Here is a 14,287-nt window from a genome sequence, read left to right on the forward strand (position 1 = left end):
AATCGGGGGCCCCGGAGCCGCTCCGCACCACCCGCGGTGGTGGACGAGCAGGGGCCAGGGAGGCGGACCGGCGCGGGGCCGCCCGGCTGTCGCGCGCCGCGCCGGAGCTGTGGCGGGGGCCGGCCCTGGCCGACGTCCCCGCGGGGGAGTATCCGCGCACCCGGATCCGGGGCCTGGAGGAGAGCCGGCTGTGCGCGCTGGACCAGCGCATCGAGACCGGCCTGCGGCTCGGCCGGCATCGCGAGCTGATCCCCGACCTCACCGTGCCGGCCGCCCGGCACCCCACCCACGAGAGTCTGTGCGGCCGGCTGATGCTCGCCCTGCACCGCTCGGGCCGCCGGAGCGACGCCCTGGACGCCTACCGGCGACTGTCCACCACCCTAGTGCGCGACCAAGGCCTGGAACCCTCGGCCGCGCTGGGCGGAATACGGCAGTCGGTGCTGGCGGCCCCGACGACACCGGCGCCCGGCGCGGCGGACCCGCTCGCCGGCATCGGCTGACGGGCCCGCCTGACCGGCCGACGGTTTCCTCAGGTGGCCGCGATGTGCCGGGCGATGCGGACGGCGGCGAACTCGGTGCCCGCCACGAACCGCATCATCGGCCCGAACATCGGCGCCGCGAGCGAACCGGTGAAGTACAGGCCGCGCACCGACGACTCGAACGTCCCCCGCAGCGCGGGCGCCTTGGAGCCGGGCACGCAGGCCACGGTGCGCCGCATCGTGGGGGACAGGAAGGGCAGCGCGTCCAGATCCAGCCGGTAGCCGGTGGCCGCCAGCACATGGTCGACGGCGAGGGACTCGTGCTCGCTCCCGGGGCCGGCGACATCCAGCCGCACCTCCGGCCCATGGACCGCGGCAGCCGTGACCCGGCGCGAGGTGTGCACGGGTACGACACCCTCCACCCGGTCCCGCAGCCACCAGCCGCCCGAGGGGCCGAGCGCGCGCCGGAACAGCAGCAGCCGGGCCGCCGCGGGCAGCCGGCGCACACTGCCGGGTGACGCGCAGACCCCGGCCAGGATCCATCCTGTGCCGAGCGGCGAGGCCGGCTTGGCCACCCGCTGCGTCCAGGGCCGCGCCAGGTCGGGCGTCATGCCCCACAGCACCGTCCGCTCACGCACCAGGACCTGCGTCTGGGCGCCGGCCTCGTGCAGCAACGCGGCACTCTCCAGCGCGGACTGCCCACCACCGATGACGGCCACCCGCCGTCCCGCGTACACGGACAGATCCGTGTGGTGGCTGGTGTGCGACACGCGCGCCCGGGGGCCCGGACCCTCGGGGGCCAGCTGCCGCAACTCGTCAGGGACATGGGCGAGCCCGTTCAGGCCGGTCGCCACCACGACGGCCGAGGCCGCCATCTCCTTTCCGTCGTCCAGCCCGACGACGAAGCCGGGCCCGGAGTCCGGGCGCTCGACCGCCGTCACCCGGGCCGGCTCGACCTCACCGACGTACCGCTTCTGGAACCACTGCCCGTACCGTACGAAGACGTCGCACGGGATCGGCGTCAGCTCGGTCAGTTCCGGCTCGCCGTGCTCGCGCCGGAAATCGGCCAGCCGACCGCCGGGCTCCGGCGCCGACAGGTCGGTCGCGGCCGGCGTCGATTTCAGGTACATCCCGGTGGCCATGGCGTGCCGCCAACTGCCCATCACGTCACCGAAGACCCGCACCGGCGTCCCCGCCGCCCGCAAGTGGGCGGCCACCGACAGTCCGTACGGTCCGGCGCCGATCACGACGACGGGTGGCCGCCCGTGGCCGGTGAACGCCTGCTCCTGGGCAGGGCGCTGCCCCGGAAGCGACTGCGTCATGCATTCCTCCGCTGGTCTGCTCGCCGCCTTTCCCCTGGGCGGCGCGACACTGCGGGATGGCACGTCCGGCGTGAAACGGCCGTGCTCGTCCCCCCTCCGCGGGTGAGTCTGTCCCACGGGCGGGTGCCGAGAAACGATATCGACGCACGTTGGCCAAAACTTGGTCGAACCATACGACAAGTGACGCCGGCCATGTCATTGACGTGCGGCGGACGCATGCCGACGATCATGAACTGACAGGAACGGTCGGCCGGCGGGAGCGCCTGCCGGGCGTCTCCTGGTGCGGACTGGCGGTGCTGGCGCTCGGCATCGTGCTCCTCGCTGTTCCCGTGGGCACCCGCGGCCGGGACACCGGACCTGAGCGGCAGTCAAATAACCGACCGGACGGTCTCTTTGCAGGGGCTTCCTGGGGTGAGATCCCGCCTGATGTACTGACCGATTCCAGCGGGCCGGAACACCGTGAACCACCCCGTCGGCCTCCGAAAAAGCTGCTGTGTACTGCTGCTTCGGTGATCGGCAGGGGTGGCGCGCGGTCCTGCGGCCGTTCTCCGGGGATTCGTTAGCAACGCTCTAGCCATGGGCCTGTTGACAGACCGCTCGTGCTGTTTTCTACTGACTGGCGAAGTGTCAGATGAGAGGAACCGGGAGACGCGTGTGGACATCGGGCTGCTGGGCGCACTGAACGTGAGGGAGAACGGGGTCTCCATCGCCCCGACCGCACCGAAGCCCCGCCAGGTACTGGCCCTGCTGGCGCTGCGCGCCGACCAGGTGGTGTCCGTCCCGACCCTGATCGAGGAAGTCTGGGCGGGCACCCCACCGCGCAGTGCCCGCACCACTCTGCAGACCTATGTGCTCCAGCTCAGGGAGCTCATCGCGACGGCGCTGCGCCGGGGCGCGGGTGCCGGGCACGTGGACACCCGGTCCGCGAAGGACGTGCTGGCGACCCTGCCGGGTGGTTATCTGCTCGCCGCCGAAGGCGGCGGCAGCGACATCCGGGAGTTCGAGCGGCTGAGCGAACAGGGCTGTCGCGCCATGGACGACGGGAACTTCGCGGGTGCCTCCGGCACCCTGCGCCAGGCGCTGGACCTGTGGACCGGCCCGCCCTTCGCCGACGTACCCACCGGAGCCCACCTGGGCATGGAGGCGCGTCGGCTGGAGGAGAGCAGGCTCTGCGCACTGGACATGCGCATCGAGGCCGACCTGCGGCTCGGCCGGCACCGCGAACTGCTCGCCGAACTCACCGTCCTGACCAGCCGCTACCGCTCCCACGAGAACCTGCACGCGCAGTTCATGCTGGCCCTCTACCGCTCGGGCCGACGCGGTGAGGCCCTCCTCGTCTACCAGCAGCTGCGCACCCTCCTCGTCAGGGACCTGGGACTGGAGCCGTCGGTGCGCCTGCGCCGCCTCCAGCAGTCCATCCTCACGGCCACCGTCGAGAACCCCGGTACGCCATCGCACCACGACGACCTGGCCGCACCGGCACCGGGCGGCGGGCTGGCCCGCGTTCCCTGAATCTCCACACACCGGCCCACGGGATGTCCGGCAGTCGAGTCGGGAGTGAACGAACGGTTGCGAACCTGTGGGTTGTTCCCTCTCCGGGCAAAGGGTTGCTTCCGGCATTCACAAGAGATCTTGCTCGTGCTTTCACAGTGCACTTACAACTTGCTGCCACAGCCTGCATGAACACGGCGACGACCTGACGCATCGGCTGCTCCTGTCCTGTAGCGGTGCGTGGGAAAGTCGGTGGGTGGAGTGCGTCCGCTGGTGCGGTGGCATGTCTGGCGTGTCTGGGGCGTCGTCCTGGCGCTGGTGGTGTCCTTCTGGGCGCAGGAGGGCGGTGCCGCCTATGCCGCCACCCGGCCCGCCGGCTCCCTGGGCGCCGATCTCGGGCACCTGTGGAAGTGGCTCGCCGGCAAGGACGGCTCCGGACCGGGTTCGAGGACCGGCTCGGCCGCCGACGTCAACCCGGCCAAGGACGTCAAGGGCCACCCGGCCGGGCACGAGGCCGGCAAGGGCAGGGGGCAGCTCGCTCCCTGGAAGGCGCCGCACACCACCGCGGAGCAGGCGCGGTCGGGCGCCGCCGCGACCGGGTTCGACCCCAGGACGAGCAAGCGGGTGGCGGCCAAGTCCGGCGCCCGGTTCGACTACTACCGGAACACCGACGGCTCCTTCACCCGGAAGATCTGGCAGTCCACGGTCAACTTCCAGGACTCCGCCGGCACCTGGAAGCCGATCGACACCAAGGTCGCGCGGGGCGAGGACGGCCGCTGGCACGAGAAGGCCAACTCCCTCGGGGTCTCCTTCGCGCCCGCCACCGGAGCTGAGGAATCGATTCAGCAGTCCGTGCTGCGGGGGAGCGGCGGCTCCGTCGTCCCCGCCGCGCTCACCTGGAAGACCGCGGCCTCCGGCGAGGCCACCGCCTCCGACGACCCGACCGCCGCGCCCAGCCCCACCGTCAGCTCCGGCACCTCCGCCCAGGGCGACCTGGCCACCCTGACCCTCTCCGACAGCGAGTCGGTGTCCTGGTCCCTCGCCGGCGCCGACGCGGTCACCGGCACCGCCTCCGGCTCCTCCGTCGAGTACGACGGCGTCCTCACCGACACGAACCTCGTGCTCGCGCCGACCGCCGACGGCGTCAAGGAGTCCCTTGTGCTGACCTCGGCGAACGCGCCCACCAGCTGGGTGTTCCCGATGTCGCTCAAGGGACTGACGCTGACCACCGCCGCCGACGGCACGGTGGAGCTGGTGGACGGCAGCGGCACGGTCGCCGCGACGCTGCCGCAGCCGTTCGCCCGGGACTCCTACGTCGACCCCACCACCGGCGAGTCCCACGACAACTGGGGCATGACGTACAGCGTCACCGACGTCGACGGCACCCCGGCCGTGAAGATGTCCCTGGATCCGTCCTGGCTGTCCGGATCCGGCATCGCCTTCCCGGTGACCGTCGACCCGACGATGACGGTGTCGACCGCGGGCCAGACCCTGACGACGTACGTCTACTACCCGAACACCGCCGACTACTCGTCGGACACGACCATGCGCGTCGGCACCCCGGACGGTGGCGCCTACATCGGCCAGGCGTTCATGAAGTTCCTCGGGCTGCCGGACACCGACGGCTACCACATCAGTGCCGCGGCCCTGCACCTGTTCGACGTGTGGGCGTACACGTGCAGTTCCGCCACCTCGTACAACGTCATGCCGATCACGGAGCAGTGGTGGGTGACCGGCAGCAAGTCCTGGTCGGACCGGCCTTCGACCGCCGCTTCCATCGGCACCTGGTCGGGCACGGTCTCCGACACGGTGTGTGGCAACACCTCCGTCTCCACCGGCACCGGCCAGTGGCAGACCACCGACCTGGACACGGACTGGTTCCAGGAGGTCGCCCTCGGCGAGACCGGCAACTACGGCCTGTCGGTGTTCTCCTCGGGCACCAGCTCCAACCAGTGGAAGAAGTTCGACTCCTCCCAGGTCGACTCCCACGCCCCCTACATCACGCTGACCTACAGCAAGAACTCGGCACCGGACATCGAACGCACCAACCCGGCGGCCAACTTCGTCTCGCCGTCGCTGCGCCCGCAACTCCAGGCCAAGGCCGTCGACCCGGACACCTTCCCCAACTCCTCCCTCAAGTACGACTTCGCCGTCTACACCTCGGCGGGCAAGCAGATCGACACCTCCGGCTGGCAGACCTCCGCCAAGTGGACCGTTCCGTCGGGGGACCTGGACTGGTCGGCGTCGTACTACTGGACGGTCTCCGCCAACGACGGCTGGTCCACGACCACGAGCGGTAGCAGAGCCCTGTCCACCCTGGTCGCCCAGCCCCTGGTCGCCTCACGTCTGGCGCAGAACGGCGGGCACGGCTACGACGAGGAGGCGGGCAACTTCACCACCGCCGCCACCGACGCGTCGGTCACCACCGTCGGCCCGGCCCTGGAGGTGACCCGCTCCTACAACTCCCTGGACACCAGCACCGCCGGTGCCTTCGGCGCGGGCTGGTCGGCGCTCGCCGACATGCGGGCCGTCATGGACGACGACGGCTCCAAGAGCGTGGTGACCACCGACGACGGCGGCAAGCAGCAGCGTTGGGGCTACTCGGCCTCCGGCTACACCCCGCCCACCGGCACCTACGGCACCTTCAAGGCCCTCTCGGCCGGTTATTCGCTGACCGAGACCTCGGGCACGACGTACACCTTCGACACCGGCGGCGGCACGAACATCTGGCTGCTGTCGCAGATCAAGACCCACGCCGGGCTCACCGAGACGCTCACCTACGACACGTCGCACCGCCTGAGCACCATCAAGAACAACGTCTCGGGCCGCACCCTGTACTTCACCTGGTCCAAGCCGTCCGGCGCCGTCCACTACCACGTGCAGACGGTCACCACCGACGCCGCCACCAGCGGTGACACGAGCACCGCCGCCCTGTGGAGCTACGGCTACACCGGCGACCAGCTCACCTCCGTATGCCCGCCGTCCAGCAGCAGCGCCTCCACCGCGTCCACCTCCTGCTACGCGTACACCTACGAGTCCGGCTCCAACTACCCGGCCGCCGCCCTGGACGCGAACCCGAGCGGCTACTGGCGCCTGGACCAGGCATCCGGCGCCACCACCGCGGCCTCCTCGGTCCTCGCCAACGAGCAGACGGACGCGGGCAGTTACCAGAACGCCACCCTGGGCGGCACCTCCGGCCCGCTCACCGGCGCCTCCGCCACCGCCGCGACCTTCGCGGGCACCGGTTACGTCAAGGTCCCGGCCGGACTGCTGCACGCCAGCACCACCCGTGCGGTGTCACTGTGGTTCAAGACGTCCAAGAAGGGCGTCCTGATCGGCGACCAGTCCACGTCCGTCACCGGTGCCACGGCGGCCTCCGGCACCTGGACACCCGTGCTCTACATCGGCTCCGACGGCAAGCTGCGCGGCCACTGGTGGAGCGTGAGCGGCTCCGGCAGCACCGACTTCGGTTCGACGAGCACCGTCACGGACAACACCTGGCACCACGCCGTGCTCAGCTCCGACGGCAGCACCCAGACCCTGTACCTGGACGGCACCAAGCAGGACACCTTCTCCGGCACCCCGGACGACCAGTCCAACGCCGACACCTACATCGGCGCCGGCTTCGCGGACTCCTGGATCGACTCCCCGGGCGCCGTCAGCTACTTCACCGGCTCCATCTCCGACGTCTCCTTCTACAGCCACCCCCTCACCGCCTCGCAGGCCGGCGACCTGTACACGGCCGGCACGGCGAGCGCGGCCCTGCTGACCAAGGAGGTGAGCCCGGCCGGGCGCACCACCGCGGCCGTGTCCTACGACACCGACGCCGACCGTCTGACACAGGTCACCGACGAGCACGGCGGCAGCTGGAAGCTCGGCGCCCCCACCGTGGCCGGTTCCAGCGCGGTCTTCCGCGGCTCGGTCCTGGGCGCCGATCCGGCCGGCTACTGGCAGCTCGGCGACGACGCCGACGACGGTTCGGCGGCCTACGCGGACGACGAGGTCGACGGCGGCGACGGTACCTTCAACAACGTCACCCTCGGGGTGAGCGGCCCGTTCAGCGCCAAGGACAGCACCGCGAACACCGCCGCCTCCTTCGACGGCACCGACTCCTACGTCTCCGTCCCCGCCGACCTGCTGCACACCGGCACCAAGCGCAGCATCGGCATCTGGTTCAAGACCTCCACGTCCGGCGTGCTCATCGGCGACCAGTCGACGGCCATCGACGGGGCGACCTCGGCCTCCGGCACCTGGACGCCGGTGCTGTACGTGGGCTCCGACGGCAAGCTGCACGGCCACTGGTGGAGCGTGAGCGGCTCCGGCAGCGCCGACTTCGGCTCCACCGGCGCGGTCACCGACAACGCCTGGCACTACGCGGTGCTCAGCTGCGACGTCGACAGCCAGGCACTGTTCCTGGACGGAACCAAGCAGGACACCTTCTCCGGCACCCCCGCCGACCAGTCCAACACCCTCACCTACATCGGCGCGGGCTTCGCCAAGAGCTGGCTCGACTCACCCGGTGACGTCAGCTACTTCAAGGGCTCCATCGCCGAGGTCGCCTTCTACGGCCACAACCTGACCTCCGCGCAGGTCGCCACCCAGTGGAACGCGTACAAGCAGGCGGGCGGCACCATCGCCACCGCCTCGGTCGACGTCACCGACCCCGGGAACAACACGCTCAGCAGCACCTACGACCTGTCCGACGGCGGCCGGATCCTCACGGACACCGACGGCACGGGTGCCACCACCTCCTACGGCTACGACACCTCGGGCTTCGTCCACACCACGACCGACGGCAACGGGGACGTGACCACCACCGGCCACAACTCCCGAGGTGACGTGGTCTCCCGGACCACCTGCCAGGACCAGTCGGCCGCCAAGTGCTCGACGTCGTACTACACCTACTACCTCAACGCGGACTCGGACACCGACCCGCGCAACGACCAGCTGCTGACCTCCTCCGACGGCCGCTCGGCCAGTTCGACGGACACCACCTACCAGACCGTCGACACCTATGACACCAACGGCAACCTGCTCACCAGCACCAGTCCGCCGGTCACCGGCCACAGCGCGGGCCTGACCACGAAGAAGACGTACACCAGTGCCACCACGGCCGGTTACGTCTCCGGCACCGTCGCCCCTGCGGGCCTGCTCGCCTCGACCACCACCCCCGGCGGCGCGATCACCTCGTACGTCTACTACGCGAACGGCGACCTCGCCCAGGAGACCTCGCCGCTCGGCCTGGTCACCCGGTACACGTACGACGCCGTCGGCCGCGTCCTGACCAGGACCGAGATCTCCGACACCTACCCGGCGGGCCTGGTCACCCAGTACACCTACGACCCGCTGGGCCGCGTCCTCACCGAACTCGACCCCGCCGCCCCCAACGCCGTCAACCAGGCGATCGTGCACACCGCCCTGACCACCCGCACCTACGACGCCGACGGCAACACCCTCACCAGCACCGTCTCCGACACCACCGGCGGCGACACCGCCCGCACCACCAGCACCGCCTACAACGACTTCGGCGAACCGAAGACGGTCACCGACCCCGAACAGCACACCACGGCCTTCACGTACGACGCCTACGGCAACAAGCAGACCGAGACCGACCCGGACGGTCAGGCCTACGCCTTCACCCACGACGCCAACGGCAACCCGCTCACCAGGACCCTCACCAACTACACCGGTTCCTCGGCGACTCCCGGCACGGCCGCCGCCAAGCTCCTGGAACAGCGGACGTACGACCCGGCCGGCCGCCTCCACACCCTCACCGACGGCATCGGCGTCACCACGACCTACGCCTACTACGACAACGGCCTGACCGAGCAGGTCACCCGCACCGGCTCCGCGGGCACCACCCTCGTCGACGAGCAGGACTCCTACGACGACGCCGGCGACCTCACCGGCAGGACCACCGCCAACGGCACGCTCACCACGACGTACACGGTCGACGCGGCCGGCCGCACCACGGGCACCACCGAGGACCCGGACACCCTCGACCGGTCGACCACGTACACCTTCGACGCGGACTCCCACGTCCTGACCTCCACGGAGACCGACGCGGCCGGCGACCCCGCACAGAAGTGGACGTACACCTACGACCCCGCCGGTGACGTGCTCTCCTCCGCGCAGTACGTCTCCAGCGCCCTTACCCTCACCACGAGCGCCACCTACGACGAGCGCGGTCTGAAGGTCACCTCCACCGACGCCGAGCACCAGGTCACCCACTACACCAACGACCAGGCCGGCCGGCTGACCACGACCACCAGCCCCGCGATCACCGTCACCACCCCGGGTACCGGCGCCACCGCCACCGACTACCCGATCACCCTCGACGGCTACGACACCTTCGGTGACCGCACCGAGTCCGAGGACGCCGGGCACCACATCACCGCCACCGCCTACGACCGCGACGGCCGCAGGACCGGCACCACCCTCCCGGCGTACGACGGCACCTCCGCCACCACCGCCTGGACCTACGACGCCGCGGGCGACACCCTGAGCGAGTCCGACGCCAAGGGCGAGACCGACTACGTCTACGACCAGCTCGGTGACCTGGTCCAGCAGACCAACCCCGCCATCTCCGTCGACGGCACCGACACCCGCGGCGTCCTCACCTACTCCTACGACCTGGCCGGCGACCGGCTGACCGAGACCTCGCCCTACGGCTCGGTCACCCACCACAGCTACGACGACCTCGGCCGCCGGAGCAGCGACTGGGCGTACGTCTACACCTCGACCACCGCCCAGTCGAGGCAGGAGACCGACACCGCCTACAACACGGCCGGCCAGGTCGCGCAGACCGCCTCGGTCAGCGGAGTCACGGCGAAGTACACCTACGACGCGCTGGGCCGCACCCGCACGGCCGCCGACACCACCGGCGACACCACGGCGTACACCTACGACCTGCGCGACGACGTCATCAGGACCGTCCTGCCGGACCGCACCGCCACCACCGCCACCTACGACGCGGCCGGCCGCGAGACGGCCACCGCGAACCTGGACACCGACGGCACCACGCTGTCCTCGACCTCGGCGACCTACACCGACGACGGCCGGCTGAAGACGGCGACGGACGCCCGCCACCACACCACCGGCTACCAGTACGACGCCGCCGGCGACCTGACCCAGCAGACCGAACCCGTCAGCGACACCGCGTCCCTCACCACCGAGTACGGCTACGACGCGACCGGCCGCCAGACCGCCTACACCGACGGCAACGGCGACACCACGTACTACACGTACAACGCGCTCGGCCTGCCCGCCACCAAGGAGGTCCCGGCGGTCGCCGGCTACACCAGCGACGCCGACCGGACCACCAGCTACACCTACGACGAACGCGGCCGCCTGGTCACCCGGACCGATCCGGGTGGCGTCACCCTCACCGACACCTACGACGCCCTCGACGACCTGACCGGACAGAGCGCGACCGGCGCCGACGCGACCACCGCGACCCGCAGCTTCCGCTACTCCCTCAACGGCCACCTGGTGGCCGGCGCGGTCGGCGACACCTGGGAGACCTACGACACCAACGCCCTCGGCGACGTCCTCACCGCCTCCGGCCCGGCCGGCGACTCCTCCTTCACCTACAACGCCGACGAATCCCCGCTCACCCGCACCGACGCCGCCGGCACCAGCACCTACGCCTACGACACCGACGGCCGCCTCAGCACCGACACGGACGCGGCCACCGGCACCACCCTCACCTACCAGTACAACGCCCTCTCCCAGCCCAGGACCATCACCTACGGCAGCTCGGGCGACGTACGCACCTACGGCTACGACGCCCAGCACCGCGAGCAGACCGACACCCTCTCCACTCCCGCCGGCACCACGATCGCCTCGATCGCCTACGCCTGGGACGACGACGGCAACCTCACCGGCAAGACCACGACCGGGGTCCGCGGCGCCGCCACCGACACCTACGCCTACGACTACGCCGACCGACTCACCTCCTGGACCGCCGGCTCCACCACCACCGGCTACACCTACGACGGCGACGGCAACCGCCTGACCGCGGGCGCCACGACCTACACCTACAACGCCCGCGACCAGCTGACCTCGGACGGCACCCACACCTACACCTACACGGCGCGCGGCACCCTGGCGGCCAAGGACTCCACGCCGTACACGTTCGACGCCTACGGCCAGCAGATCACCGCCGGTTCCACGACCTACACCTACGACGCCCTCGGCCGCGCCCTCACCGCGGGTTCCGCGACCCTCACCTACTCCGGCACCGACAACCTGGTCGCATCCGACGGGACCACCACCTACAGCCGCGACGCGTCCGGCGCCCTCACCGGCGAGTCGTCCGCGGCGACCGGCGCCACCCTCGCCCTGAACGACCTGCACGGCGACCTCATCGGCCAGTTCACCGCGACCGGCACCACCCTGACCGGCTCCGCCGGCTACGACCCCTGGGGCACCGTCATCTCCGGCAACCTCACCGGTGACCTCGGCTACCAGGGCGAGTTCACCGACCCCGCCACCGGCGCCGTCGACATGCACGCCCGCTGGTACACCCCGGACACCGGCTCCTTCGACTCCGCCGACACGGTCGACAACCCGGCGGTGGGCGACAGCACGAACGCCAACCCGTACGCGTACGGCGGCGACGCCCCGCTCACCAACACCGACCACAGCGGCCACTGCCTTGAGGACCTGTGCATCGGCGAGGGCATCGCCCTCTACGAAGGCGCCGAGCTGCTCGGCGAGGGCATCGAGGAGGGCTACGAGGCGTACGAGAGCTGGGAGGCGAGCGAGGCCGCGGACGAGGCCGCCGAGGCGTCCGAGAGCGACTACTCCTACGAGGACGACGAAGAGGACATCGCCAACGCCAAGCGCGAGGAGGCCCGTTACGAGGAGGAGCGCTACGAGGACGAGGAAGAGGGGAGCGGCTCGCGCTCCTCGCGCGGCGGCCGGTCCACATACCGCTCGTCGTACCGTTCCTCGTACCGATACTCCTACCGGGGCCCCACCGCCGCGGAACGCGCCGCCGAGGCCGCTCGCGCGGCCCGCATCGCCGCCGCCCGCAGGGCCGCGATCCGCGCGGCGATCCGCGCCCACGCGGTGAAGCTGACCCACTCGATCGGCACGGCGACGCTGAGTGTCACGCACAGTGCGCATCTGCAGCACACCGACCCGGTGACCAAACTGAAGATCACGCTTTCGCTGGCGGCGGTCAGGATGGGGGCGACGGAGAACTTCTACTTCTCGGGCGGGGCCTCTGACGAGGAGTCGAGTGGATGCGGCGGCAGCTCCGCCCCGGTCTACGGGCCGCGTGACGCCGCAAACGGGAATCGGGCCACGGGCGTGGACGCCTGCCTCACTCGTCCTCTGGCGAAAGGGAGCGGCTCGAACACCGGTGGCGTGCCTGGCTACCTGTGGGCCCGGCAGTACTCCACCGAACTTGGTGTGAGCATGCCACAACGCTCGGTGAATGCCTGCCACCTTCTCGGAGCTCAGCTCGGCGGAAAGGGCGTCCTCGACAACGAGGCCACCTGCGGCCGGTCCACGAACGCCTCCCGTTCGGACCTGACCGACCCCGGGCGCCCCGGCAACATGCGGGACTTCGAGAACGACACGAGGGCAGAGGTGTTGTCCGGCGCTGACGTCCACTACCACGTGGAACCCATGTACGCGGGCAACCGGACGGTGCCCTACGCGTTCGTGATGGTGGCGGCGAGCACGACTGGAGAACTCCGCACCGACGTGGTGCCCAATGTGATCTACAGTCCGAATCGGCATGCCTGGGTGAACATCGGGCTCACCTCGTGTTCCACCTGCTCCAGTTCCCTGCCGACCCCCGGCGTCCTGTGATGACGGCGGAGAAGGAGGACCACATGCATCCCGCAGTGCAACGGCTGGCACAGATGCTTCCTCCCCCGAGCGCCGGTGTCGACACATTGCCCTGGGACGACATCGAAGCCCGCTGGGGAACAGCTTTTCCGCGGGACTACCGCGACTTCATGAATGTCTACGGCGCGGGCGGAATCGACGGCATCATTGCGGTCGCCACACCTGAGAACCGGGACGAGCCCGGTTACCTCACTGTGCGGCTCATGACCCCGACAGTCGCGAGCGAACATTGGACCTTCTACGGGAAGAGGCACTTTCCGGCGTGGCCGGCCCCGGGGTCTCTGCTGGGATGGGGAGTCACTCCGGTCGGCTACGACCTGATGTGGCGGGTCTCGGGTGGGGATCCGGACGACTGGCCGGTGGTTCTCGTCGGATACCGCGAGGGTGCGGCATACGAATATCCCTTCGGAATGGCGGAATTCCTCGCCCGTATGCTCGGAGATCCGGCCGACCGCCCGGCAGACCTGCCAGGCGTTCTCGGCCATCCGCATTCCCGGTTCATGCCCGCGCGGGAGGAATATGCGGCCTTGGCTGCGGGGCAGGACCCCACGGAGTACGTGGACAGGTTCTTGGCACAGCGTGAGCGCGAGCGAGCGGAACAGGGACCGGTCACCTGGATCTCGGGACCGGGTCGGCCCACGTACGACCTCCCCCCGACACCCCGCATGACGATCGAGGGGTTCGGGGTGGACGATGACGCGCTGCGGATCACAGCGACCCTGGACGTGGAGATCGGTGAACCCGTGCGGGCGAGGGTGTCCATCGAGTCACCTCATGGCGGCTTCCTGGACCGAAGGGGAGCGGCCGCGACGGTCGAGCGGGTGAACGGCCTCCTCGTGCTCGACATCCGGTTGCCCGAGGAGATGAACGACACCGGCATGACATGGCCGGAGATCGTGAACGCCATGAACCGGGAGAGGGACTGGACGCTCGACGTGTGGGTACAGGATCCGGCGATCGGTCGCGCCCGTGCCCGGGACGGCATAGTCGTCGGCCACAACATGCAGGAGAGCGCCGTCGACATCGCCATGGCGATGTGGCCGTGAAAGGAAAGGCCAGTGCGCCCCCTGCTGAGCCCTCTGACCGGGCTGCTCCCGCCGCCCCGTACGGGAGTGGAGCGCGGCGCTGGGA

Annotated in this window: 4 protein-coding genes and 1 pseudogene; 4 read left to right on the forward strand and 1 reads right to left on the reverse strand. The window is 70.3% G+C overall.

Annotated features, from left to right (window positions below):
- Positions 1 to 50: 50 nt before the first annotated feature.
- A pseudogene (locus OHB00_RS48820) lies at positions 51 to 500 on the forward strand (AfsR/SARP family transcriptional regulator); the annotation flags it as partial.
- Between the two features lie 29 nt (positions 501 to 529).
- On the opposite strand, the gene OHB00_RS48825 reads toward OHB00_RS48820, so the two are convergent.
- Positions 530 to 1,801 (reverse strand): FAD-dependent oxidoreductase, encoded by a 1,272-nt coding sequence (locus OHB00_RS48825; RefSeq protein WP_406445216.1) that lies wholly within the window; start codon positions 1,799 to 1,801, stop codon positions 530 to 532.
- Between the two features lie 654 nt (positions 1,802 to 2,455).
- Here OHB00_RS48825 and OHB00_RS48830 point away from each other — a divergent pair.
- From OHB00_RS48830 to OHB00_RS48840, 3 genes are all read left to right on the forward strand, one after another.
- Positions 2,456 to 3,313, forward strand: a complete 858-nt coding sequence (locus OHB00_RS48830; RefSeq protein ID WP_406445218.1) for a BTAD domain-containing putative transcriptional regulator — start codon at positions 2,456 to 2,458, stop codon at positions 3,311 to 3,313.
- Between the two features lie 252 nt (positions 3,314 to 3,565).
- Positions 3,566 to 13,117 (forward strand): LamG-like jellyroll fold domain-containing protein, encoded by a 9,552-nt coding sequence (locus OHB00_RS48835; RefSeq protein WP_406445219.1) that lies wholly within the window; start codon positions 3,566 to 3,568, stop codon positions 13,115 to 13,117.
- A complete protein-coding gene (locus OHB00_RS48840; protein WP_406445221.1) occupies positions 13,117 to 14,202 on the forward strand; it encodes a hypothetical protein in 1,086 nt (361 codons plus the stop codon). The genes OHB00_RS48835 and OHB00_RS48840 overlap by 1 nt, the downstream gene beginning before the upstream one ends.
- Positions 14,203 to 14,287: the final 85 nt, after the last annotated feature.

Origin of the sequence: Streptomyces sp. NBC_00631, from assembly GCF_045206895.1 — a bacterium.
In the GTDB taxonomy this organism is placed as follows: Bacteria; Actinomycetota; Actinomycetes; order Streptomycetales; family Streptomycetaceae; genus Streptomyces.

Bases quoted from the DNA above. Each gene is read 5' to 3' on its own strand.
- OHB00_RS48825 (WP_406445216.1), bottom strand. From the start codon at position 1,801: ATGACGCAGTCGCTTCCGGGGCAGCGCCCTGCCCAGGAGCAGGCGTTC.
- OHB00_RS48840 (WP_406445221.1), top strand. From the start codon at position 13,117: ATGACGGCGGAGAAGGAGGACCACATGCATCCCGCAGTGCAACGGCTG.